Source organism: Streptomyces sp. NPDC030143 (assembly GCF_055573695.1).
This window is the reverse complement of the sequence record NZ_JBVIAY010000007.1, coordinates 327,299-351,395: the sequence shown is the minus strand read 5'-3', so window position 1 is coordinate 351,395 and position 24,097 is coordinate 327,299. Positions and strand designations below refer to the sequence as shown.

Annotated in this window: 22 protein-coding genes and 1 pseudogene; 11 read left to right on the top strand and 12 right to left on the bottom strand. The window is 71.4% G+C overall.

All coding sequences use genetic code 11. The features are described 5' to 3' along the window. Positions 1 to 403: 403 nt before the first annotated feature. Complete coding sequence (locus tag ACZ4YY_RS15910) at positions 404 to 1,633, bottom strand: helix-turn-helix domain-containing protein (protein ID WP_468289441.1); 1,230 nt, start codon at positions 1,631 to 1,633, stop codon at positions 404 to 406. A gap of 22 nt (positions 1,634 to 1,655) precedes the next feature. Next, positions 1,656 to 1,940 (bottom strand): annotated as a pseudogene (locus ACZ4YY_RS15905) (hypothetical protein); the annotation flags it as partial. A gap of 1,675 nt (positions 1,941 to 3,615) precedes the next feature. Between ACZ4YY_RS15905 and ACZ4YY_RS15900 the strand changes: the two are divergent. The 7 genes from ACZ4YY_RS15900 (at position 3,616) to ACZ4YY_RS15870 (ending at position 12,623) form a co-directional block, all read left to right on the top strand. Further along, complete coding sequence (locus tag ACZ4YY_RS15900) at positions 3,616 to 5,631, top strand: glycosyl hydrolase (protein ID WP_468289438.1); 2,016 nt, start codon at positions 3,616 to 3,618, stop codon at positions 5,629 to 5,631. 292 nt (positions 5,632 to 5,923) lie between these two features. Next, the gene (locus ACZ4YY_RS15895; protein ID WP_468289486.1) at positions 5,924 to 7,375 is read left to right on the top strand and encodes an AAA family ATPase; all 1,452 of its coding nucleotides are present in this window, start codon (positions 5,924 to 5,926) and stop codon (positions 7,373 to 7,375) included. Between the two features lie 706 nt (positions 7,376 to 8,081). Next, positions 8,082 to 9,056, top strand: a complete 975-nt coding sequence (locus tag ACZ4YY_RS15890) for an STAS domain-containing protein (protein ID WP_468289436.1) — start codon at positions 8,082 to 8,084, stop codon at positions 9,054 to 9,056. A gap of 152 nt (positions 9,057 to 9,208) precedes the next feature. Further along, positions 9,209 to 9,721, top strand: coding sequence for a DUF5994 family protein (locus ACZ4YY_RS15885; protein ID WP_468289433.1), 513 nt, complete (start codon positions 9,209 to 9,211; stop codon positions 9,719 to 9,721). A gap of 124 nt (positions 9,722 to 9,845) precedes the next feature. Further along, positions 9,846 to 11,039 carry a PP2C family protein-serine/threonine phosphatase gene (locus tag ACZ4YY_RS15880; RefSeq protein ID WP_468289431.1) on the top strand — a complete coding sequence of 398 codons (1,194 nt, stop codon included), beginning with the start codon at positions 9,846 to 9,848 and terminating at the stop codon, positions 11,037 to 11,039. A gap of 151 nt (positions 11,040 to 11,190) precedes the next feature. Continuing rightward, entirely contained in the window at positions 11,191 to 11,895 is a 705-nt protein-coding gene (locus tag ACZ4YY_RS15875) for a DUF5994 family protein (protein WP_468289428.1), read from the top strand. A gap of 341 nt (positions 11,896 to 12,236) precedes the next feature. Then, positions 12,237 to 12,623: an STAS domain-containing protein gene (locus ACZ4YY_RS15870; RefSeq protein WP_468289425.1), complete on the top strand. Its 387-nt coding sequence runs from the start codon at positions 12,237 to 12,239 to the stop codon at positions 12,621 to 12,623. On the opposite strand, the gene ACZ4YY_RS15865 is transcribed toward ACZ4YY_RS15870, so the two are convergent. From ACZ4YY_RS15865 to ACZ4YY_RS15840, 6 genes are all read right to left on the bottom strand, one after another. Beyond that, entirely contained in the window at positions 12,572 to 12,742 is a 171-nt protein-coding gene (locus ACZ4YY_RS15865) for a hypothetical protein (RefSeq protein WP_468289423.1), read from the bottom strand. The two genes, ACZ4YY_RS15870 and ACZ4YY_RS15865, sit on opposite strands and share 52 nt — an antisense overlap. Before the next feature lie 158 nt (positions 12,743 to 12,900). After that, on the bottom strand, positions 12,901 to 13,494 hold the full coding sequence (gene amaP / locus ACZ4YY_RS15860) for an alkaline shock response membrane anchor protein AmaP (RefSeq protein WP_468289420.1): 594 nt from the start codon (positions 13,492 to 13,494) through the stop codon (positions 12,901 to 12,903). A gap of 10 nt (positions 13,495 to 13,504) precedes the next feature. Beyond that, positions 13,505 to 14,200: a DUF6286 domain-containing protein gene (locus ACZ4YY_RS15855; RefSeq protein ID WP_468289417.1), complete on the bottom strand. Its 696-nt coding sequence runs from the start codon at positions 14,198 to 14,200 to the stop codon at positions 13,505 to 13,507. After that, positions 14,197 to 14,643: an Asp23/Gls24 family envelope stress response protein gene (locus ACZ4YY_RS15850; protein WP_468289414.1), complete on the bottom strand. Its 447-nt coding sequence runs from the start codon at positions 14,641 to 14,643 to the stop codon at positions 14,197 to 14,199. The genes ACZ4YY_RS15855 and ACZ4YY_RS15850 overlap by 4 nt, the downstream gene beginning before the upstream one ends. Then, positions 14,640 to 14,867 carry a hypothetical protein gene (locus ACZ4YY_RS15845; RefSeq protein ID WP_009321523.1) on the bottom strand — a complete coding sequence of 76 codons (228 nt, stop codon included), beginning with the start codon at positions 14,865 to 14,867 and terminating at the stop codon, positions 14,640 to 14,642. Before ACZ4YY_RS15845 ends, ACZ4YY_RS15850 begins: the two co-directional genes overlap by 4 nt. A 38-nt stretch (positions 14,868 to 14,905) precedes the next feature. After that, a complete protein-coding gene (locus ACZ4YY_RS15840; protein ID WP_468289411.1) occupies positions 14,906 to 15,337 on the bottom strand; it encodes an Asp23/Gls24 family envelope stress response protein in 432 nt (143 codons plus the stop codon). Between the two features lie 169 nt (positions 15,338 to 15,506). Here ACZ4YY_RS15840 and ACZ4YY_RS15835 point away from each other — a divergent pair, with 169 nt between their 5' ends. Beyond that, entirely contained in the window at positions 15,507 to 16,256 is a 750-nt protein-coding gene (locus ACZ4YY_RS15835) for a hypothetical protein (RefSeq protein WP_468289484.1), read from the top strand. Between the two features lie 122 nt (positions 16,257 to 16,378). Beyond that, on the top strand, positions 16,379 to 16,504 hold the full coding sequence (locus tag ACZ4YY_RS15830) for a hypothetical protein (RefSeq protein WP_468289408.1): 126 nt from the start codon (positions 16,379 to 16,381) through the stop codon (positions 16,502 to 16,504). 53 nt (positions 16,505 to 16,557) lie between these two features. Here ACZ4YY_RS15830 and ACZ4YY_RS15825 read toward each other — a convergent pair whose 3' ends face one another. Continuing rightward, on the bottom strand, positions 16,558 to 17,040 hold the full coding sequence (locus ACZ4YY_RS15825) for a DUF5994 family protein (protein WP_468289405.1): 483 nt from the start codon (positions 17,038 to 17,040) through the stop codon (positions 16,558 to 16,560). Between the two features lie 681 nt (positions 17,041 to 17,721). On the opposite strand from ACZ4YY_RS15825, the gene ACZ4YY_RS15820 reads away from it, so the two are divergent. Both ACZ4YY_RS15820 and ACZ4YY_RS15815 read left to right on the top strand, forming a co-directional pair. Next, on the top strand, positions 17,722 to 18,672 hold the full coding sequence (locus tag ACZ4YY_RS15820; protein ID WP_468289403.1) for a hypothetical protein: 951 nt from the start codon (positions 17,722 to 17,724) through the stop codon (positions 18,670 to 18,672). Between the two features lie 713 nt (positions 18,673 to 19,385). Beyond that, positions 19,386 to 20,057, top strand: coding sequence for a nucleotidyl transferase AbiEii/AbiGii toxin family protein (locus tag ACZ4YY_RS15815; RefSeq protein ID WP_468289400.1), 672 nt, complete (start codon positions 19,386 to 19,388; stop codon positions 20,055 to 20,057). 362 nt (positions 20,058 to 20,419) lie between these two features. Here the strand turns inward: ACZ4YY_RS15815 and ACZ4YY_RS15810 are convergent, their stop codons facing one another. From ACZ4YY_RS15810 to ACZ4YY_RS15800, 3 genes are all read right to left on the bottom strand, one after another. Continuing rightward, positions 20,420 to 20,902: a hypothetical protein gene (locus tag ACZ4YY_RS15810; protein ID WP_468289397.1), complete on the bottom strand. Its 483-nt coding sequence runs from the start codon at positions 20,900 to 20,902 to the stop codon at positions 20,420 to 20,422. Positions 20,903 to 21,499: 597 nt separating this feature from the next. Continuing rightward, the gene (locus ACZ4YY_RS15805) at positions 21,500 to 22,768 is read right to left on the bottom strand and encodes a HEAT repeat domain-containing protein (protein ID WP_468289394.1); all 1,269 of its coding nucleotides are present in this window, start codon (positions 22,766 to 22,768) and stop codon (positions 21,500 to 21,502) included. Between the two features lie 70 nt (positions 22,769 to 22,838). Beyond that, positions 22,839 to 24,044 (bottom strand): MFS transporter, encoded by a 1,206-nt coding sequence (locus ACZ4YY_RS15800; RefSeq protein WP_468289391.1) that lies wholly within the window; start codon positions 24,042 to 24,044, stop codon positions 22,839 to 22,841. Positions 24,045 to 24,097 lie beyond the last annotated feature (53 nt).

The following is a 24,097-nucleotide window of genomic DNA, read 5'->3' as shown; positions in this document are numbered from 1 at the left end:
CGACGGACAGCGGCGGACAACCGCGCACACCTGCGGACCATCGCAGCACGTGAGAGCCGCACGGCCCCGAGGTCGAGGGCGTACCCAAGTTGCTTCGGGACGAAGAAGTCGCTCCCGTTAAGGTGCGCCGCATGACCGACGAAGCCCCGGACTGTCCTGAGTGCGGCCAGCCCATGAGGGCAGGCGGCTTTGTCCTCTCCAAGCGAGAGGACGATGGCCGGCGCGCCTGCCGGTCGCTCTGGGGATGTGCCCGTCGGCATGTCTGGTGGCGCTGGGCCGACCGGCCGGACGAGCCTCGCTTGTGCCTGACATGCGATGACCCCCCTGGCCGCGTGGTTTGTGCTGCTCAACCGACGCTAGTCGTCAGAGGGTCACCAAAGCGCTACGGATCGTAGTACTTGTGTCATACGATGCCGAGCCGGATCCCCAGCTCGACCAGATCGCCGCGCTTGCGGGTGCGGATCATCGTGCCCACGGTCTCCCGCACCGCCGCGTGCGCGCGAGTCGCCTGGGGGGCGAGCTGCTCCGCGTCGAGGAAGGCGCGCACGGCGTCCTCGCGCTGGCCGTTGTAGAAGTAGGCGCGGCCGCGGTCGATGTGGAAGTGCGACAGCCGCTCACGCGAGTAGCCGACAGGGAGCCGTACCTTCTCCGCGCGGGCCACGGCGTCCTTCCCGCGGCCCATCTCAACGGGCAGGCTGACCGACCACAGTGCGGTGTTGGTGGGGCCGAACTGCATCTGCCAGTCGTTGCGGTCCTCGCCCAGCTCGTCGGCCGCCTGCTGCGCGTGCTGCAGGTGGCGGACGGCGGCGCTCGTGTCCTTGGCGCGGGCCAGGTTGAGCGATGCCTTGAGATGGAACGCGCCGCGCAGGGATACCGCTTCCGGGCCCGGCGAGGGGATCGCGCCCAGTTCGGTGAGCGCCTCGTCGATGATGGCGCCCGCCTCATCGTGCTCGCCGATGGTGAGGAACTCGCCGGCGTCGTACCAGCGGGCGGCGATGATGCGCAGGGGGTCGCCGGTTTCCTCGGAGGCCCAGACGACTCGTTCCGTGGCGAGGGTGGCGTCGGAGGTGTGGCCCAGCTTGTACAGGTACTGCATGCTGCACTCGTAGGCGGAGGCCAGCAGCCGGAATACGAGCCGACGGTCGTCGCCGTGGGTCAGATCGGCGGCGACCTGAAGGTCACGCAGCAGCGCGGGAAGAACGGCGCCGGACTGGGTGAGTGCTGCCGCTTGCCGGTGTGCGTTGGCCTCGGCGACACGGGCCTGCAGCTCGGGCAGGTCGAGCGCGGCGACCTCGGCGTCGGTGGGGCGTGCCGGCCGGCCGTGGCGCATGAGGGCCCGCCGGACGGCGGCGACCGAGGCGACGGCGGCTTGTCCGTCGTGGTCGGCCTGGGCGGGTACGTAGGGGGCTCCGGTGATTTCGGTGGGGTGGCAGTCGAGGGCGTGCGCGAAGGTGAGGACGACGCTGGCGCGGTCGAGGCTGCGGCGGCCCTGTTCGAAGGCCCTGATGGTGGCGAGGCTGTAGCCGGATTCGGTGGCGAGGCGCTGCTGTGTCCAGCGGCGGCGGGCGCGCAGGCGGGAGAGGCGCTGGCCGTTGCTCTCGGCGGGGGGGTGGATGTCGGAGGGGTGGGTCATCCTGGTCTCCGTTCCTGACTCGTCATCTGGAACGGTACGCCTCACGTGTGATGGAGTACTGGGTGAGGCTCTTACAGATTTCGGTCTGTTGGGGCCTTTCCGTTGCCCCCGGCTCGCGGTTGCGGTGGGTGAGGCAGTGGTGCAGGCAGCCGAGCATGCGGTTGAACAGGTTGCGTTGTGCTGCGACGTGTCGTTCCTCGGTTGCTCGGCGGCGGTCGTAGTGGGCTCGTGCTCATGGGGATGCGGTGAGGGCGGCGAAGGCCCAGTTGTAGCCGGCTGAGGCGAGGCGCTGGTTCTTGATGTGCCTGGCCACCGCCTTCCCCGACACCGCTTGACTGATCAACCGCGTCGGATGTCTGTCTCCGCCCCGCTCCAGCCCGGCCCGCGCCCGGGCCGCGCACACAGCAGTCAGCCGCCTGATGTCAGAGAAGGGTTCGTCGTGGCTGGGGCGGTCTGCTCCACGGCTTTACTCGGCCTCGGACTCCTCGTCCGGGGCCGTTTGCGTGAGCGGACAAGGCGGGACAAGCCGCGCTTCCCGGCGCAGCCAACGCCTCAGCACACGGCCGGCACCAGCTCACGAGCCCGCGCAGCACCGGCCCGCAGCGGAGTATGGGCTGACAGTGAAGCCCAGCGCCCCAACGCTCCTTTCCAACACGCAGCCGCCGTTCCGGCTCCGCAGCCGCCGCAAGCACGGCGCCGCTGATCACGACTCCACGGGCAACGGGGGAGAGCGCCGCGTGGTGTCGCCGATCACCGGGCTCACGCATCCAGCCAGTACGGCAGCCGCACGACGAACTCCCGGACTCCCGCGCTCACGAGGATCTCTGCAGAGGGGGAATGCGTCCGGGACCGACCGGCCTCGCGAGACTCGTCCGGATCACGCTGTCACTGGCGCGTCAACCGACGCCGGTTCTCCCACAGCCCGGCATGCCCCCTGCACCGAGGGCGCAGGCATCCTCCAGAGCGCGGCAGTCCTGCGCCTGCCGCTCCGTAGCAATCGCGGCGAACAGAGGGTGCGCCTGGGTCTCGCGAGCCGCTTAGCCTTTCTTTTTTCCTCAACTTCTAGTCGAATAGCGCCACTTGAAGCACACGTGTGTCGTGCGTCGCGGGTGTCCCTGACCAGGACCCCGTCTACCTGCAGCCGACCACGTCACGGGAAGGACCCCCACAAGTGACCTACGGACCCTGGTTGCTCAGGGCCGCGGCGACCAGTGGCGCCCTCGCAGCGGTGGAGCCACGTTCCCGGCCTTCGCGGTGGCGCACGCCACGAGGGTGCATCGACGGCGGCCGCGGACCGGCACGATCCGATGGACCACGCCGAGGCACCACCACGACTTGGCTCCAACACCGAGATCGAGATCGTCAAGGAGTCCGGGGGCAGCTCCACGATCCTGCTCAAGGTCGGCCCCGCGGTGAAGTACGCACTCCGACCGGAGAAGCCACGACCGACCGCGACCTCGGACCAACGCCGTGGCTGGTCCGCGGCAATCCGATCACCGGGGCCCTGGCCACCCCCTCTCCGACTCCTCATCCCTTTCGGAGCCCACGGGGATGACATCGCGGCCGAGGCAGTCCTCGCATCGTGCCCACGCTCGTCATCTTCCTGTTTCTCTTCCTCCGGCGCTGCACCTGCAACGGGTCCGCGCGAGGCGCCGCGAAGCAGTCCGGGCCGGGTTCACGGCTCTGGGTCGCAGACCTGCGTGCGGAAGCCGGCTCGCCCCCCGGAGTGCGACGACTGTTCGACGGCCGACTGAGCAGGCCGAGCAGCCGCCTGTCCAAAGGTGCCTGAGCGCCCCCCCGACCCGGCATACGACTACGGCGACCAGCCGCCGTCTCCGACGACGCCTGGCGCCGCCGACGGGAGCGGCCCACGACACCCCTCGGGACGGGGCACCCCGGCCCCCAGCCCCCGGCCCCCGGCCCCCGGCCCCCGCGGGACACCTCCCCTTGGCGAGAGATCGCCACGTCAAACGGAGACACACATGCCCAGCTCTCCCCTGAACCGCCGCACGTTCATCCTCCTCGGTGCCACGGTCGCCGCGGCAGCCGGCGCCCGTACCTCGGTGGCCGCCGCGGCGACCTCCCGCACGGAGCTCGTCGGCGCGCCGACGCCGGTGCGGATCGTCGACGACAAGGCGACCCCCGCCACCCGCGCGCTGTTCGCGTACCTGAAGCGGCAGCAGGGCAAAGGCATCCTGTTCGGTCACCAGCACGACCTCACCTACGGCTTCACCTTCACCACCCCCGACGGCAAGGCGTCCGACACCAGGGCGGCGGTGGGCGACTACCCCGCGGTGTTCGGCTGGGACACCCTCATCCTCGACGGCGACGAACGCCCCGGCGTCGACGGCGGGACCGAAGCCGAGAACATCGCCGCGCTCAGCCGGTGCATCCGGCAGGGGGACGCACGCGGCGGGATCAACACCCTCAGCGCTCACATGCCGAACTTCGTCACCGGCGGGAACTTCTACGACACAACGGGCCGAGTGGTCGGCCAGATCCTTCCCGGAGGCGCGAAACACGCGGACTTCAACGCCTTCCTCGACCGCATCGCGAAGGCGGTCAAAGGCGCGCGGCGGCCGGACGGCACCGCGATCCCGGTCGTCTTCCGTCCCTTCCACGAGAACAACGGAGCCTGGTTCTGGTGGGGTGCCGGCCACGCCACCTCGGCCGAGTTCATCGAGCTGTTCCGCTACACCGTCGAGTACCTGCGCGACACCAGGGGCGTCCACAACCTGCTCTACGCCTACTCGCCCAACTCAAGTTTCGGAGGCGACCCGACCGGCTACCTGAAGACCTACCCCGGCGACCGTTTCGTCGACATCCTCGGCTACGACTCCTACGACGAAAACGCCGGACCGACCCCCTGGCTGGACGGTGTGGTGAAGGATCTGGCGATGGTGGTCCGGCTGGCGAACGAGCGAGGCAAGGCAGCGGCCTTCACCGAGTTCGGGGAGGGCGGCACCGAGGTCCGCGACCCGCAGTGGTTCACCCAGCTGTCGCAGGCCATCCAGGCGGACCCGCTGGCCCGTCAGATGACGTACATGCTCACCTGGGCCAACTTCGGCGGCACCAAGCGTGCTTACGTCCCGTACCCGGGCCACGTCCTGCTGCCGGACTTCGTCGCCTACCACCAGGACCCCTGCACCCTGTTCGCCGCCGATCTCCGAGGGGTGTACTCCGCTCGCACCACCGCTGTCAGGAACGCCCCGTTCATGCACCTCGTGACCCCTACGGACCGACAGCGCGTAGCAGCCTCCAAGACCACCGTCCGGGTGCGTGTCACACCCGCGAGGGCGAGTCGGGTCACCTACTCCGTGAACGGCGGACGCGCCAGACGGCTGCGCCTCGACGCCGACGGCTTCTACTCGGGCGACTGGTCGATCGACCCGGCCACGCGGAACAACCGCTCGGTGACCCTCACCGTGAGCGCGCGGGCGGACGGCAGGACGCTCACCGACTCGGCCGTGGTCCTCCTCGGCGAGGTCGCGCCCCTGCCTGCCGGCTGGGTCGACGACTTCGAGGGATACGCCGGAGACGACACCGCCCTGAGCCAGGCATACACCCATGTCAACTCCCACACCCTCACCCTGTCCGCCGACCACAAGTCCTCAGGCTCCTACGGACTGGCCTACGCGTACGACTTCACGGGCGCCGAGTACACCGGCACAGGCAAGCCGGTCGACGCGGACTGGTCCGCCTTCACGTCCCTTGCGCTGTGGCTGCAGGGCGACGGTTCCGCAAACGGCGGGGCGCTCCAGATCGTCGCCGGCGGAGTCGATTTCTGGTACCAGGTTCCGCTGTCCGACACGAGCGGGCAGGAGGTCAGGGCACCCTTCAGCGACTTCACGCCCGCTCCCTGGGACACCGCACACGCCGGAGCCGTGCTTGACGCGGCTCACCTCGCCAAGGTGACGGCGTTCAATCTGTACCTCGTCCACGGGAGCGGCGCGGCGACCAAGGGCATCGTGTACGTGGACAACATCAGGGCCGAATGACACACCGGCACGCGGTAACCCCCTGCCGAATGACACACCCTGCGCGAGGTTACCGCCGCCCGAGTCCCTTGCGCCGAGATCACGCTCCCGCGCGGGGACCGCGCCACCAGCGTCCAGGTGTCGGACGTCCGGGGGTCACTCCACTCGACGCCACCCCTGCACCTCGCCCCCTGGCCTCGCCCCGTCCGGGGCCGACGCCGGGCATTTCACGCAAAGAAGGAGTCTTGAATAAGTCCAGATATAATAAGCCCACCTATCCATACAGAGGTGCGCTGTGGACAAACCCGCCGAGATGTTCGACCGCGACTTCGAGTGGGCCGAGCTGACCCGCTTCGCCGCCCTGCCCGGCCCGCGCGCCACCCTCGGTGTGGTCTCCGGCCGCCGCCGCCAGGGCAAGACCTTCCTCCTGGACGCCGTCACGCGGGCAAGCGGCGGCTTCATGTTCACCGCCACCGAGACCACCGAAACCGACGCCTTGCGCCAGTTCGGCGAAGCCCTCGCCCGCCATCGCGACCAGCCCACCCCGTTCCGCTTCACTCATTGGGACGAGGCCGTCACGGAACTCATGCGCATCGCCGACAGGGGCGGCCCCACCATCGCGGTCATCGACGAGTTCCCCTTCCTCGCCAAGGCCTCCCCCGCCCTCCCCTCGATCATCCAGCGCGCCCTCGACCCCGCCGCCCAGCACACCAACACCCCCGTACGGCTTTTGCTGTGCGGCTCCGCCCTGTCCTTCATGGGCGGACTCCTCGCCGGCAACGCCCCGCTGCGCGGCCGCGCCGGCCTGGAACTCGTCGTCCCCACCCTGGACTTCCGCCTCGCCTCCGAGTTCTGGGAGATCACCGACCCGCGCACCGCACTGCTCACCCATGCCATCGTCGGCGGCACCCCCGCCTACCGCCGCGAGTTCACCCAGGGCGACGCCCCATCTGGGCCCCACGACTTCGACGCCTGGGTCACCCGCGCCGTCCTCAATCCCGCCCGTCCGCTCTTCCGCGAGGCCCGCTACCTGCTCGCAGAGGAACCCGAACTCCACGACACCGCGCTCTACCACTCCGTCCTGGCCGCCATCGCCGCCGGAAACGCCGCACGCGGCGGCATCGCCGACTACCTCGGCCGCAAGTCCACCGACCTCGCGCACCCGCTCAGCGTCCTCCAGGACGTCGGCATGATCACCCACGAGGCCGACGCCTTCCGCCGCAACCGCTCCGCCTACCGCATCGCCGAACCTCTCATCGCCTTCTACCACGCGGTCATGCGCCCCGCCTGGGGCGATCTGGAACGCCCCGGACGCGCCCCCGCCGTCTGGCGCCGCGCCCAGTCCACCTTCCGCAGCAAGGTTGTCGGCCCGCACTTCGAACAGGTCTGCCGCGAATGGGCCCGCTGGCACGCGTCCCCCGCAACCCACGGCGGGCAGGTCACCAGGGTCGCCAGCGGGACCGTCAGCGATCCTGCCGCGAAGACCACCCACGAAGTCGACGTCGCGGTCCATGGCGAGACCGACAGCGGCCGCGCAACACTACTCGCCATCGGCGAAGCCAAATGGAACGACGTCATGGGAAAGGGCCACCTCGAACGTCTCCAGCACATCCGCGCTCTCCTCACCGCGCGCGGCACCGCCACCGACGTCACCCGGCTGCAGTGCTACAGCGGCACCGGCTTCACCGACGAACTGCGCCACCTCGCCGAGAACGACCCCGCCATCCAGCTGATCGATCCAGTTCGCCTCTACCACGGCGACTGACCCAGGCGCAGTCACCGCCCCTGTACGGGGAGCATGGCCTCCGGATGGAAGCGCGCCGGAAACCGCCGTCCGGCAGCCGTCTCCTCGCCACCCGCCGAGTTCGAACAGATCATCCAGGAAGCGCGCCGGGAGGCGACCCGGGCTGAGCAGTTCCCGAACGGAGCAAGAACGAGCTAGCCTGCAGTCAGGCCGCTGACCTGCGGAAACGGCCACTGGCTCAACTCCTGCGACCTGATCCTTCAGACGCCCTGTCGTCGGGCCAAGTCCGCCCGCGCGGCAGGCCGCTTACGGGAGAGGGAGCGGGGGAGGGCGTTCGGTTCACCACGTCATGGGGGTGAAGGACGACGCTGGAGGCGGTCCTTGCAAGCCGGGCCTGACCGGAACCCGTGCGCTCGTACTCGCCGCAGAGCCCGGACCGGAGGACGACCCGTTGGTGATGCGGCCCCTACCGTGCCTCGCGCCCCTCGAAGCAGCCGCTTCCGGTTGCGGCCGACGTACCGTTGAAGTACCGAGGGCATCACGCACTCCGGCCGCCGCGCCGGGTCGTCCTCGGCGAGAGACGAACCCCGGGCCGCCCCAGTGGGTCGGCGCGGAGACGGGTCGGCATCATGTCCGCCGCGGTCGAAGCAACTGCGCGCAAGCTCATCATGGCAGGGGCCGCGCTGAGCACCCGTGCAGGTCCGCAACCCCGCCGAGGGGAGGCGTGATGACCTTTTCCCGGCTGGACATACATCGGCGGAACCGAGGAGAGCGGACGCTCGTCACGCTTGCCGGCGACATCGGGCCGGCCACGACGCCGCTACTGCGGGCCGCAGTGGAACAGTGTCTGCTGGACGGCGTCACCGAGATCGACATCGACCTGACCACGGTCGGCTCCTGCGACGCCAGGGGCTTGGACGTCCTCCTGTCGGCATCACGGCGCGCCGGCCGGGTCCACGCTCGCCTGCGGCTGCACCATCCGTGTGCGCAGATCACCAGGCTCCTCGATGCCACCGGATCGACTTCGCTGCTCCTTACGGCCCCCGTGAGTCCCGTGCCGCCCGCAGCGTCCGGCGGCCTCATGAGTACCGCGACGCGGGTGCCCGAGGACCCCGCTCATCGGCCGGACCAGCCGGTCCTGAGGGACGGGATCCGCCTTCGCCGGCTGACCCGCTGGCAGGCAGAAGACATGCGCGAGGACATCGCCGACCTGGCTGCGGAGTCCGTCGCGGGCACCGCCGGCGAGGCGTACCACGATCGAGGAGACTTCCTGCACCGCTTGGCGGTCACCGCCCACCGCCCCGGCTTCGCCCTGCTGGTCGCCGAGACGACGGTGCTGGTCGGTTGCGCCTTCGGTTTTCCGGTGGGCTCTGACGGCTCCGGTCGCCGGGGGTTCGACGGAACGCTTCAGGAGATCATCCAGCGGCTCACCCACCGCGCACGGTTCGTCGTCCTCACCCAGGTCGTGGCCCATCCACACGCTCAGCACCGCGATATCGCCCGCCGCCTGCAACAGCGTCTGCTCACAGACCTGCGCTCCTCCCTCGGGGTCACCTTGCTGCATCCTGCCGACCAGGCAGGACAAGCCGCCTTCTCGTCCTGGGGGTGGCGGAACATGGGTGAGGTCGTCGGGCTGCCCGGCCCCGTCGCCCCCTGCGTGTTGACCGTGTGTGCCGAAGGGCAGCCCTCAGCACGCCGGTGATGTGGCTGGCTGCGTGCCACGCGGCTCGCCAGGGCCGGGAGTAGCCTGACAGGTACCGAGAACTGTCGGGCGCACGATCACGGCGGCGCCTTTCCCGGCGAGTAACAGACACGGGCGGCCGGAAACCGAACCGCCCGGAATGGGATCGCACGATGAACGTCATCACACAGCCAGCCGAAGGTGCGGCGCCAGATGACGGACACACCTACCGGATGCCCTTGCCTCGGCTGAGCCTCACACCGGACGTCAGCCATGGCCCGCTGGACGGCGCGTGGTGGCCGCGCTGCGACGCACTGGAACTGGAGCTGCCCGCGCTGGTCGGCTCCTTGGATCCGAGCATCGGCACCGTCACGCGTGTGACCGTGGGTACCGCAGCCTGGCCCGATGCCCCGCAGGCGGTGATGGCACCGGGGCATGTGATCGAGGTGGCCCTGAGCGACGGCGCCGCCGAGATGCATGCCATCACCGTGGACTGCGGCACCGTGGGGCGCTGGGAACTGCTCGTGGTCCCACCGGACGAACCGGCCGGAACGGCAGCCCTGCTGCTGACCGCCGCCTCCGACCCCGAGAACCCCTTGTCGGCCCCGCGTCTGCTGGCATTCGCCGAGAGCGGCCTCGACGGACAGGACACATGGGAGCCGGAAGGAGGAGCCGGACCCAGGTAAGCAGTCCGCCCCGGCCTGCCACGCGTACCCGGCGGGCCCGGGCGTCCACGACCCCGTGATGGAGCCATGGCACCGACAGATCCCTTGTCATACCGGCCCGCCCTGACCATGGCGGGGTGAGAGGATGACGGCAGGACGGCGCGCGGACCGCTCCGAGAGCTTCGGGGAAGCTCTCCTCGGAGAGATCCTCGACAGCGCGCACGAATTGCCGCCCCATCTCATCGGGCCCCTGGTCGCCGACGTGGTAGAGCGGCTCGGTGGCCGCCGACCGCAGGTGCTGTTGCAGGACTACGGCCAGCTGCTGCTCGTACCGCTGCCCGGGGAGGGCCTCACGAGCGGGGATCCTCAGGTGATCGACGACTCCGATGCGGGCCGCTGCTTCCTCGACGCGGTCCTTGTGGAGGTGCCCCGGGAGGACGGCGTCCGGGTCCACCTGCCCCTGCTGGACGGCGGTGACCAGGTGGGGGTCATGGCGGTGACGCTGGACAGCGTCGACGACCACGACCGCCGCCTGCTGCACAGGATCTCCGGCCTGGTGGCCGACCTGCTGGTGACCAAGCACGGCTACTCCGACCTGTTCTTCGATGTCCGACGTGACGAGCCGATGAGCGTCGCCGCGGAGATCCAGTGGTCCCTGCTGCCACCGCTGGCGATGATCATGCCCCGGGTCGCCGTGGCCGGGATCCTGGAACCCGCCTACGACGTGGGCGGCGACAGCTTCGACTACGCGCTCAACGACGACGTCCTCCACGTGGCCATGATCGACGCGATGGGCCACGGACTGGACGCGGCCACGATGGCCACCGTGGCCATCGGCGCCTACCGCCACGCCCGCCGCGCCGGCATCGGACTGCCGGAGATCTACGACTTCATGGACCGTGCCGTGGCGAAGCAGTTCAGTCCCGAGCACTTCGTCACCGCACAGATGATGCAGCTGGACACGACGACGGGACGGGTGCAGTGGATCAACGCCGGGCACCCGCCGCCGATCCTCGTCCGCGACCACCGCGTCGCACAGCGTCTGGTCGCCCCGACGACCCTTCCCGTCGGCCTGGGTGGTTCGTTGCCTCGGATCAGCGAGCTGGGGCTGGTGCGCGGGGACCGCGTCCTCTGCTTCACCGACGGAGTGGTCGAGGAGCACAAGAGTCGTGGGGAGGAGTTCGGGGAGGACCAGCTGATCGGCTGCGTGAACCAACTGGAGAGGACCGGGCGCGGCATCCGGGCGGTGACGCGATCCCTGTCCCACACGCTCAAGCAGGCGCGGGGCGGGCGGACCAGCGATGACGCGACCCTGCTCATGGTGGAGTGGCGCGGCTGACCTCTCGCCCCCGCCGTCCGACACCGTTGTGGCCGCGTCCGAAGGACGGGGACTCCCCGGCACGCGCTGAGGCACTTGCCGGGGGATCGCCCCGGCCGGTACTCCACTCCCTGCGGCCGCTGCTCCCCGCCGCAGCGAAACGCGGAGTAGTGTGGACAGTACCGAGGGCATCTCGCACACCGGCTTCCACGCCGGGTCGTCCCCGGCGAAAGATGAAACCCGGGCCGCCGCAGAGGCGGCCCGGAGACGGGTCCGCATCATGTCGGCGACCTTGTACCCAACCCTGCCGCATCCCGAGCCCGTCGCAGCCCCCGCCGCGCGTCTCGCACTGAAGACCGACGGCGCCTCCCGCGGACTCCTGGACGGAGCCTGGTGGCCCCGCTCGCGGGATCTGCCGAGCGAACTGCCGGCACTCACCGATGTGCTGGATCCCCTGTGGGGCCGCATCACCCGCATCGCCGTCAACCCGGAACACTGGCCGGTCATCCCCCGCCAGATCTCCGTGCACGGCCACATCGTCAAGGTCGGCTGGTTCACCCCGGAGATCGACCCCCACAAGCTGCTGCTGCTCTCCTGCGGCGCCGGCCGCTGGGACCTGCTGGTCATCCCACCCGAGACCGGGGCGGAGTCGGCGGCCCGGCTGATGGCCGCCGCGTCCGACCACGACGGCCCGCCACTGACCGCGAGCGCGCTCATCGCCGCGGACGAGGCCCGGCACGGCGTCTTGGCGGCCGACCAGCCACTGGACCCGGACGAGGCATGGGAGTACGAGGGCGGCGCCTCCGCGGTGGCCGCGGCCGTTCCCGACCAGACCGGTCCGCCCGGCCGGGCCAGCCGGCTGATCATCGGTATGTGAGGTGGCCGCCATGAACGCCTTCCTGACAGCCGCCGCCTTCCTGGTCCTCATCGCAGCGGCGGCATACGTGATCCACCGGCTCAACATCCAGCACGCCCACAGAATCGCCGCGTACCGGTACAGCGCCCCCCGGCCCGGCCGCCGCGGCCGCTGCGCGCCGCAGCCGCGCCACGCACCACGGGTGATCATCCGGGCGCCCCACCGTCAGCCCGGCCGCGCCTCGGAACCATCGGCTCAGTCCGCGGCGACGCGTGCCCAGGGCGTACACCCGGGCCCCGGGCCGGGCGAGGAGCGGCCTGGACCCGTGGACCGAGGCATCTGAGCATCCGAACCGAGGCGTCATGACTCTTCCGCAGCTGAACATCTACCGGCACGACCGGGACAGGCGGGCACTGTTGACCCTGGCCGGTGTGATCGACCCCGCCACCGCGCCCCAGGTGCGCGCCGCTCTGGAGCGGTGCCTGCAGGACGGCATCACCCTCATCGACGTCGATCTGACCACCGTCGACCGCTGTGACAGCAACGGCCTGCGCGTCTTCCTCGACGTGTCACGGCACGCCGCCGAGACTCACGCGTCCCTGAGGCTGCACCACCCCTCCCCGCAGACCGAACGACTGCTCATGGACACGGGCTCCGACCGTCTGCTCCGTGCGACGAGACCGGGAGGGGCGCGGCCTCAGCGGGCCGGGCGCCGAGGAGATCGCCACGCGGAGCGGGCCGCCAGGTAGAGCAGATCAGCGATGAGGAGCAGTACACCGGCGGAGGACAGATAGAGCATGCCGTCGACGCCCGCCCCGATGGCGATCAGAGCAATTCCGGCGACGAGCAGGGCCAGGAAGAGGACCATGGCGGGATGCCTCCCTTGAGGGAAACCGCGGCGTGGATGGCTTTGGGGCACTCGTGAAGACCTGCGCTGCGGGCCAGATCTCCCTCCCCCCCGGGGGCCGGTTCTCCTTCTCCCTCGGAAGGGCTGACCGGGTCCCCGTCGGGAGTCCTCCCCGGGGATCAGTCGGCGCGTCGTGCGTGGTGGCGGACTTCTTCGAGTCGGACCTTCGAGGGGAGGCTGTCCAGGCCGGCCGAGTCCCGCGCGTGCGCGAGTGTTTCCCGGCTCAGTCGCCCCAGTGTCCGCGCCGGATCGGCGTGCGGCTCCAGCACCAGCCGTACGCGCGCGGCCGGAGCGGTGCTTCGGCCCGTCAGTCGTACATGAGCCCGTGCGACCCCGTCCAGGTCCCGCGCCTCTGCCTCGATCACGTCCTCCAGTGCACGGCCGTCGAGCCGGGCCGCCGCGCCGTCCCCGCTTCCGACGAGGACGCCGCCCAGGCGGTGCCTGCGCTGGGCGAGGAGCCACCACAACAGCAGGACCAGCAGCACGGCGAGCACCGCGATGACGCTCGGCCACCACCAGCCTTCCTCCCGCCACCGGGTGCGTCCCTCGGTGCCCAGCACCACGTCGTCGGGCCCGCGGAAGGGCCACCAGCCCGGCATGCCCAAGTCCCAGCGGCGCGGCAGGTCCAGCCCGCCCAGCAGCACACCGCCGCCCAGGGCGAACAGTCCGAGGCCGAAAAGCCCCAGCAGCACCCGGTTCACCGTCCTGAGCATCGGGATCACCTCAGCCCTTCGGACGCCGGACGCGCACGGTCAGCGTGGGCTGCCGGGCGAGGCCCAGGAACGTCACGGCTTCGCCCAGCGTGGCGTCCAGGTCCGCGCGAACCTCCTCGAGATCGCGGAAATGGGCGCGCGCCCGGGCCTTGACCTTCCGACGGCCGACGGCGACCTGTGCCGACTGGACACCGGGTACCTGCACGGCACGGTCGCGCAGAACCAGGCCGGCCGCGCGGCGGTCGAGCCCGGCGCGGACCTCCCCTGTCCCGGGGATACCGGCGGGCCGCCGCATGGGCAGCAGCCTGCGCAGTCCCGGCGTCACCGCCAGCAGGAAAAGCCACAGGCCGAGAGCCATCGCCACCGCGGCCCCGACGATCATCCAGACGTCGTCCAGTGGTCGGGTGGCCAGTTCCTCGGCGAGCCGCCGCCGCCAGCGCATCGCAGACCGGCCTGCCCGGACCGAGACCACGTCGTACAGGAGCAGTCCGGTGACCGCGGCGGACAGCAGGGCCGCCAAGGCCGCGGGAATCCGCCGCGTCGACCAGAAACGGCGCACCCGCCGGTCCGATGCCTCGACCGCCGGTGTCGAGTCGGTTGTCGTCGATTCCTTGCCCCGGCTGCCGTCAGCGGGCGGGTCCGCCTTTCCGAGTCCGGGGGGAAGGCCGCTGTCACCGGCCGGCCGCCGACGGGTGTTCGCGCTCATCTCACCCTCTCCTCGCCCGCGTGCCGCGTATGCGCCGAGTGCAGTCGCCCGACCGACACCACGAGATGTGACACGTCCATACCGGACCATGTCCTGAGCCGTTCGGTGACCTCCCGGCGAACCGCGGCGCACTGCGCCCCGATGTCGGACGGGTAGCCGAGCTCGACGGTGATGCGCAGCCGTGCCTCGCCGACCGCCGCCTGCCGTCCGGCGGCGGACTCGCCGTCCCGCCCTGCGGTCTGCCGCTCCGGTGCCCGCCGCACGGAGGTGGTCACGTGGGGCGTCCGGCGGCCCGGCGGTACGTGGCCGACCGACTCGGGGAACCGGCTCAGCGCCTCGCGCGCCACGTGGGAAGCGATCTTCGCAACGACCCGGTCGGCGACGGTGATCGCTCCGCGCTCCCCGCCGGCAATGCCCGGACGCCGATCGGCTTCACCGGTCACTGCCGCCAGTCTCCCCGAACCCGTCGCCGGTCATCGCGGATCCGCTCCTGCCGGTCCCGGCGGCGGACGAAGTCGCCCGGTTCGAGATCGCCTTCCATGAACCGCCCGACCACGAGACCGACGGCACCCAGCCCGAGAACCAGCAGGAACGCCCAGAAGTCACCGAAATACGCGGCGAAACCCAGCGCCATCCCGGCCATCAGGCCCACCACGGCTCTGCTCATCACGCGCTCCTTCGCTCACACGGGCTGCTGCGCCCCGGCTACTGGATCCGCTGCCGCTCTTCCCCTTCGTCCTCCTCGTCGGGGAGCTTCACATCGCTGACCGTGATGTTGACTTCGACGACTTCGCGATCCGCCATCCGCTCCACCGCGGAGATCACGCTCTCTCTCACTTCACCGGCCACGTCCGTGATCGAGACGCCGTAGTCGACGACGATCTCCAGGTCGATGGCCGCCTGCAGCTCTCCGACCTCGACGCTGACCCCGCGTGTGACGGACTTGCCGCTGCCGGCGCCGGGCATCCGCTCCCGCATGGTCCCCATCGAGCGGGCGAAACCGCTGCCCAGGGCATGGACGCCGGGCACGTCCCGTGTCGCCATTCCGGCGATCTTCTCCACCACCACATCGGCGACCGTCGTCCGGCCACGAGAAGCGGGAGCGCCACTGCGCCTTGCGCCGGTGATCTCGGCCATCGGGGTATTCCTCCCTGAGAGGCCCATCTGGTCCTTATTTCTAAGATTATAATCACGTTAGGGTGTATTGCCGGAATTGAACACTGCGAGGCGCGAGAGGCGGACAAGTCGCCTGGAAGAGGGTGAGAGACCGGTGAAGACCGAAGCAGGGACGCAGGCGGTACGGCACATGTTCGGCCAGGGTCGGCTGCTCCCGCTGGGCGGGCCCGCCGACGGGACATGGATCACCGAGCAAGCGGCCGTCCAGGCCCTCGGGCGGGCCGCGAACGAGATTCCCGGGGTGCGACTGGAGTCTCTGCGCATCGGGCCGGCGCCGCTCGAATCCGTGTCCGAGCCGGCCGTCCGTCCACCGGCCAGCGCGATGCCGCCGGGCCCGCTCAGGATCGAAGCCGCCTTCTCGGCATCACTCGGCGAGCCACTGCCCGAAACCGCCGACCAGTTGAGGAGCAGACTGCTGGACGCGGCCGCTCGACGACTCGGCCTGGCCACCGTGACAGCCGACCTGCGCGTCACGGATTTCCATGAGGTCCCGCGGACAGGTACGAAAGCGCGGACTGTCGCTACATCCATGACGTTCACGCCGCAAAGCACACCCGCAGCAACGACCGCAGCCGCACGGAGCTCGTTCCCCGTGACCGGAGCGGGCTCCCCGCGAGGGCCCGTCGGGGATCTGGCGGACGTCGCAACGGGTGTTCCGGGCGTCGCCGGCCTCACCGCCGTGCTGGGGAGCCGCCCGGTCAAGATGGAGGACCATGCCGACCCACCCGGCCGGCGTGTGGAGGTCCACCTCGCCGTTGCCCCCGGACACCATCCCCTGGAAGTCGCGCGCGCCGTCCGGGCCGCCGTGGCCGACGCGACGGCCGCCGACGCCCCGGGCCCCGTCACCGTTGCCGTCCTCATCACCGAGACCGCGGCTTGACCGGCCAGGTGTCGAGCACTCATCGGCGATCAGCGGATCCGCTTCACCGGCCGGAATCGGTTCTGCCGAAATGCACGCGGACCGCTCCGAGAGAGTCCGGGGAGGACCACCGGATCGACCGCGTGATCCAACTGGAGAGCCTTGGCATCCGGGCGGCGACGCGATCCCTGCTCCACACGCTCAAGCAGGCGCGGGTCGCACACACCACCGATGACGCGACCCTGTTCAGGGTCGAGTGGCGCGGCTGACTTCGCCCCCGCCGTCCGACACCGTTGCGCCGGTCGATCCCGGCGGTGACCCGTCAGCCCGACGAACCGCGCCCGCTCCCGGTGTCGATGAGGATCTGTTCCGCCTGGCTGATGTTGTCCGCCCGGACCGCCTGGGCCATCGCGGTGCGGGCGGCGTCCGGTGCCACGTCCGGCGGGACCACCAGGAGCGAGAAGATGTCCCGGTCGCCCCGGGTGATCAGGACCGTGTCGTCACCGACCGGGAAGGAATCGATGTGCACCACGCGGTCGTCCACAAGGATGCGCGTCGGGAGACCCTCCCAAGCCGCGGTGTCCAGCCCCACGCGGGTCACGGGGCCGAGGTGGGCGATGAGGGCACTCAGCAGCGCGGGCAGCTCGGCGCCCATGTCGCGCGAGCGCGGCCACCACGCACCATCGAGGACACCTTCACGTGATGCGGTCGTCTCCAGCCGGAGAAGCGCACAACCCGGCCGCACAGCCTCGTGGACACCGCTGGGCAGACGCCGGGGAACAGGAGGTGTATCCGAGCTGGTCATGAGGACCACCCGTCTGTAGGGCAGGTGCGACAACGGGACCGCCTCGCACCTGCCACGCTACTCCTGGTGCCACGCACGCCGGCGTCTCCGAAAATTGCCCTCTACCGACCGGCCCCAGCCGGAACGTATCCAGTACACATCTGGCCGGGAAACCCCGTGAATACACGAGAACTACGGAGAAGGGTTTCCCCAGACCAGGCGACCTGAAGCGAGCGTCTCCGCAGGTCGTAGGCCCTCCCGGAGAAAACTCCTGAAGCGGGTGTCGCAGGTTCGAATCCTGCCGGGGGCACAGTGTCCGACCAGAGCGTTTACCTCTCTCGGGTAGGCGCGCTGTTCGTCGTGGCCGTGGCATTGGCCATCAGCAGGTTCCACAGCATGGCGAACACCAGGCTCAAACCCGTTCCGAGAGCCCGCATCCAACGGATCCGGCGTTCCGGGGCGGCAGCAGCCGATGGTCCTGTTCGGCCGCAGTGACGGTGTCTCCGCTGTGGCGGTCCCAGCCCGTGGCCTGCTGCGACCCAACACGCAGCGGGCATCTCCGCTTGATCGTTACGCCGGGTCCCCAGCGGGATGCCGGCTCACGTCCATCTCGACGCAGACCCGGTCCACGCAACGCGGGCGGTCGATCCCTCGTCTGGCAGGGAGAACAGCCAGGAACCACCCCCCTGAACGGAGTGCTCGGTGCTCATAGGACTCCTGACCGCCGTTGCGGCCTCGATTTGTTACGGCACGGGCTCCGTCCTCCAGGCCGTCGGCTCCCGCAAGTCGGCCCGCCGCGAGGCGGCCGCCGCCGGGCACACCACCGGACAGGTCACCGCGCATGGTGGCCCCAGTCTCTCCTCCACCGCCCAGGCCGCGATGACCTGGGAATTCATCGTCGGCACGGTCCTGGACTTCGTCGGCTTCGGGCTCGGCGCACTCGCCGCGCGTCTGCTGCCGCTGTTCCTCTCCCAGACGGTCATCAGCGCCAACCTCATCATCACGGCCGTCCTGAGCGTCAAGCTGCTCGGCATCCGGCTGACCCGGGCGGAGTGGACCTCGGTCGCAGTCGTCTGCTCGGCGCTGGTGCTGCTCGCGAGCGCGGCGGGCCCTGAGGGCAGCGGGCACACACCGATCACCACCCATTGGTGGCTCCTCACGATCTCACTGCTACTGATGGCGGGCGGCACGGTCCTGGTCCGGCTGCTCGGCGCTCGGGCCGCGATCCTGGCCGGTCTGCTCTCCGGTCTCGGCTTCGGCGCGCTCGGCGTGGGCGTGCGAGTGCTGAACGGGATCGATCCGTTCGACCTCGGCACGCTGCTCACCGACCCGGCCCTGTACGCCATTCTGGTCGCCGGAATCGGCGGCATGTACCTGCACACCGTCGCGCTGCAGATCGGCTCGGTGAACGGGGCGACGGCGGCGCTGGTGGTCGGCGAGACCGTGCTGCCCGGCATGATCGGCGTCTGGTGGCTGGGGGACGCCTCACGCCCGGGCTTCGCCTGGCTGGCGGTGACCGGCTTCGTCCTGGCGGTCTCGGGCGCAGTCGCGGTGGCCTGGTTCGGCGCGCCGGAGGACGCCGGGAAGGACGTCCCGGCCCCGGCCGACACCCCCGCCCAGAACCCGGTGCTTGCCCAGAACCGAGCCCAGTAAACGGTCCGACGGACCTTGACGCGCCACTCTCCGCCGGCGATGACGGCGATGAGCAGGGCGCCGGCCGGGTCGGGGAACGCCTGAACGGGTAGGGGCCGCCGCTCCCGGCCCGGGAGCGGCGGCCCCTGCGTCGTGCGGCTGCTCCGGTGCCGTCCGGCTACTCCGCCTTGATCGCCTCCAGCAGGTTCAGGCGGGCCGCCCGCCGGGCCGGCCACAAGGCCGCCAGGACGCCGACCGGCGCCGCCGGCACCACCGGCACCACCGGCACCAGGAGGTGCGGACGGAGACCGTCCCCGGGTGGGTCACGCGATGCCGGTGCGGGTGACCGACGCCCGGTAGCCGGCGTTCCCGCGCGACGTGGAGGCGGGCATCCCGGGCGGCGCTTCGCGGCGAGGTCCCCGTTCCCGGACGAACGGTGCCGGTGCCCCTGCGGGCGGGTGCTCCGCGGCGTGCACGGCCGACATCGGCGCCGGTCCATGTCGGTCACCGCCACGGACAGGGCCGGCGCACGATAATCGGCTCATGGCCTCACCGCCCTCTCCGTGCGACCTGCGCCGCGTGACGTACGTCCGACGGCTGCCCCTGCGCCCGGCACGGTCCGGGCCGGCGCCCGTCGCCGGGCCTCCGGCGCCGCGCCCGCGGATCGGCCCGGACCTCCGCGGCGTCGGGGACGCGGCCGGCGGCGACCTGTCCGCCCGCGCTCGGGTCGCCGCGTGAACCCTGCCGACCCGCGTCGACGTCTGCTGGCCGACGTTCTCGCGGCGGGCCGGGACTACCCGCTGGCGCTCAGCGGCGGTTTCGCCGCCCGAGCCCACGGCCTGGTGGACCGCACCAGCCAGGACGTGGACGTCGCCACCGAGAGTCCGGCCGGGATGGAGGACATCGCCGCCACGGTCCGGGCCGGTCTGGAGGCACGCGGGTGGCTCGTCGTGCGGGTCGAGACGGATCCGCTCTTCGGCCGACTGACCGTCACCGATCCGGACACCGGGGAGGAGTGCGCGCTCTTCGTCCTCAAGGAGGTGCTCTGGCGCCCGCCGGTGCACACGGAACTCGGGCTGACGCTCTCCCTCGAAGACGTCGTCGGCACCAGGGTCCGGGCACTGACCGATCGCGGCCTGGCCCGTGACCTCATCGACGTCCATGCCGCCTCGGAGCGCTGGAGCCACCCCGAGCTGGAGGAACTGGGCCGCCGTCACGCCCGGGACACCTTCGACCTCACCGACCTCCAGACTCGCCTGACCGGCGCGGAGCTGATCGACGACACGGAGTTCGCCGCCCACGGTCTCGACGACCGGGCGATCGGCGAGCTCCGCCGCTGGGCACAGGAGTGGGCGGACGACATCGCGGAGCGGCTCCTCGAATCGTCGCCGCCGGAGGAGGAGTGAGGGGGGAAGGCGAGGGACGGGAGGGATCCGTGTGGGTCGCCGGCGGCGACGGCCGCGAGGGACCGCAGGGCTTGGCGCGGGGCGCCGGCACCGGCACCGGCACCGGCACCGGCACCGGCGGGCCGTCGACACGCACGCCGAAGACGTCGATGCCCCTCCCGGCCCGGCGCGGTACGGCGGCAGAGCGGTAGAGGTCGCCCAGTCGGCCGGCGCGTCGGCCCGCCGGCGCCGTGTTGCTCACCGCCTGCCCGCCGTCTGCGGCGACGGCTCCCCGTCGGCAGTCCACTCCTGACGCGCTCGCCCCGCCCCACCCCGCAGACCGACCGGGCGGGCGGCCACAACCCCAGTCCCGAGATCCACCCTCAGGCTTCGGCGGCGCGGCCCTCCCCCGCCATGAACCGCCACACCAGGGCGTGGCCCAGCACGATCAGGGCGATCAGCATGAGGGCCTCGGCCTGGATGGGGCGCAGCTCTACGTGGCGGGCGAGTTCGGGGAACGCGCCGACGGCGGCGATGAGGGCGTACAGCAGTGCGGCGCCGGCCTGCTGCCAGGTGACGAAGTGGTCGCCGCGGGCACGGGCCAGCAGCCGCAGGGTGCACACGCAGCCGATCACGGCGAGGGCGATGAAGGCCGCCCGCCAGACCTGCGGCTGTTCGGTGCCGCCGACCTGGGCGAACAGGCCCATCAGGGCGGGCAGCAGGAAGGACAGGTAGATCCCTCCGACGACACGGCGCAGGGCGGGGTCGCACATCCAGTCGGTATGGCTCTGGACGACGTTCCACCACAGGCCGACCAGAGTGAAGCAGGTGGCGGAGAAGAGGGCGTAGAAGGTGCTGACATCCATGGACGACGAGAATGGCAGCGGTCCCGGCCCCGGCGGACGCCACACGCCCTGCGACGGCCGGACCCCGCCGGTACGGACCAGAGGGGCGGTGGAGCAGTGCCGGGCGGCGGGACGGGACGTCCGCCGCAGCGCCGACGACGCCGCCGCCCCGCCGACGCCGGGGGTATGCGGGTCCTGCCCGCCGTCCTGTCTCGAAGGACCGGCCGACCTGCCGGAACCGGCGCATCCGACGGTCCGACGGGTCCGGCGAATCCGACACCTCCGACAGATCTGACACTCCGGCAGATACGGCGGATCCGGCGCGTCCGGCACGTCCTACGGGCCTGGCGCATCCGACAGCGCCGACGTGCCTGGCACATCCGACAGCGCCGACGGCGCATCCGGCGGGTCCGGCGCACCCTATGTGCCCGGCACCCTGCGCACCCCGGTGGACTAGGGCCCTTCTGATGGATCTCCGTGGGAGAAGGAGCGGCGTCCGGTGCGTGCTCTCGGCGTGCGGCGCGGAAGTCCTCGTAGCGGCGCTACTTGGGCTTTCGCGCGGTGCGGCGAGAGTGCGTGCCGGGCGTCGCGACGCCGCGGAGATCCATCAGAAGGGCCCTAGATGCGCAGCACTCCGGTGAACGGGCCGTGGCCCACGCCCTCCTCCGTGACCGCGAGCCAGCCGTGGCCGCGCAGGGGGGTGTCGCCGGTGACCCCGGCAGGGGCGAGGGAGAGGTGGACGGCGGCGCGGTCGACGCTGGACTCCCGGGTGGCGTTGGGTTCGCGGTGCCCGTCCTCGGGGTCGAAGTCCGGGTCGGCGTCGACGGGCTCCTCCCAGTCCATGGGCTCGCCCTTCCATTCCGGCTCCCCGTAGCGCCAGTAGCCGCGGCGCAGGGTGCCGTCGACGGCGACGATCCACACCATCGAGTCGCTGTGGTCGTCCTGGAAGAAGAACTGGGCCTGGCCACACGCGGCGCTGATGCGGCACAGGAGGTCCTCGACGTTCCAGTGCATCTCCCACAGCGGGGTGTCGGCGTAGACGAGCCGCCAGCCGTCGAGTTCGGGCGTGACGAACACCCGGTACACCGTGCGTGCGGCGCCGTCGGGGCCCACCACGACGGCCGTGTCGTCCGCCATCGCGGACAGCCCCATCGCGACCGTGCACGGCCTTCGGTCGTGCAGGCCCATGGCCTCGAAGAGGCCCTCGTACGCCGCTCCGGGGACGGCCAGCCAGCGGTGCTCCGGCAGGTTCTCCGCGGTGTCCTCGGCCGTCTTGATCCGGACGAGCCGCTCCAGGGCGCGCCGGTCGCGTTCGTCGAGTCCGGCCTCGCCGCCGGTGAGGGCCAGCGCGCTCAGCGCGTGCCGGCGCAGGTGGCCGGGGCCCTCGCGGCGGATGCGGCGCAGTGCGGGGCCCGCCTGTCCGCCGATGGCCCGGATCGTCTTCTCGGCTTGGAAGCGCAGGGAACGGTCCGGGTCGTTCAGGAACGGAATGACCTCCACCACGGCGTCGGCGGCAGCCGCCCCGAGGTTCTGCAGCCCCCACAGCGCCTGGCGCCGCAGGTCCGTCATGGGGTGCGCCAGCGTGGCGACGTACTGGGGCAGGCACCGCTCGTCGAAGCCGCGCAGCACATGGCCCAGTTCCCACCAGTCGGGCACCTTCTCCGCCCTGGCGCGGGCCGCGACCGCGGCGTCGAAGGCAGGGGGGCCTATCAGTCGCAGGGCGTCCCGCAGGCTCCACATCGCCTCGCGGCCGACCGTGCCGAGCACGGCGACGAGCCCGGGCGCGGCGGCGGCGCCCGGCTCGGCGAGACGACGGACGATCCGCGCCCTCAGTTCCTTGTCGCGCCCGGCCCGTTCCAACTCCGCGATCAGTTCCCCTTGATCCATACCGCCGACCCTAGCCGGAGCGGCCGACAGCCCGACGCCGCTCGGGCGCCCCTGTGGAGAACCCCGCACATCAACCGTCGCGGGTGGTCGCGGCCCGCGCCAGGGACAGGGTCACCGCGATCGACGCGAGGGCCGTCACCGCCATCGCGGTGGCGGGTGTGGTGAGTTGGGCGAGGGCTCCCGTGAGGGTCGCGGCGAGGCCCTGCGCGGTGAGCATGCCGGCCGAGTGCAACCCCAGGGCGTGGCCGCTGAGTTCGGGCGGGGTGAGCGCCATCAGCCGTTCCTGCTGGACCAGACTCGCGCCGAAGCCGACGGAGGCGAGCGCCGCGCAGAACGCGGCCACGGGCAGTGGCGGGCGCAGGGCGAGGACGACGTACGGCGTGGCCAGGAGCAGCAGGAGGGGGGTGGCCGCGCGGGTGCGGACGGCGGGCGGCAGGAGACGGCCGACGGTGAGGTCACCGACCAGCATGCCCAGCGCCGCGCAGGCGAACAGGGTGCCGGCGGCGCCGGGGTCGTACGGCACGAAGAGGGCCTCGCAGCCGACGATGAGACCGTTGGGCAGCCACAGGCCCAGGTAGACCAGGCGGCGCGGGCGGGACGACCAGAGCAGGGCGTTGGTGCGCCGGGTCCGCGCGACCGAGGGGCGTCCGGTGGCGCGGGGCGGGCGGGCGGTCAGTCCGAGGCGGGCGACGAGGGCCGCGGCCAGGTGGAGGAGCGTCGCGAGGAGCAGGACGCGGTGCGGGGAGAGGGCCGTGACGAGGGCGCCGCCGGTCGCGTAACCGGCGATCTGCATGAGACCGCCCGTCATGTTGAACACCGAACGCCCGGGCAGGTAGGCCTCCTTGGGCAGGATCTCGTTCAGTAGACCCCAGCGGACTCCGCCGCCGAGTGCGGCGACCAGACCCTGCGCGAGGACGACGGCGAGGACGGCGGCGACCGGGAGGCCGGGCAGCGCCAGGACGGCGGTGGCCGCGCCGAAGGCGAGGGAGAGGCCGGCGAGGGCCGTTCTCGGCGGGAGGCGGTCGGCGCCCGAGAGGAAGAAGGTCGCGCCGAGGACCTGCGCGAGGGACGGGCCGAACATGCTCACCGCCGACAGCAGCGGGGAGTCCGTGGCGCGGTAGACCAGCGTGGCGAGGGCCAGCCCGGCGACCGTCTGGGCGGCGGTGTGGGCGGCGGAGGAGAGCAGCAGAGGGGTGAACTCGGGGGTCCGCGGGAGGTTCCGGTAGCCGTGGGGGGCGCGTCCGTCGCGCAGGTCGGGTGGAGAAGTGCCGGTCATGCCGGGAGTCTCCGGCGGGGTCCGGGGCGGTGGTTAGTGTTTCGCCGGGGCGC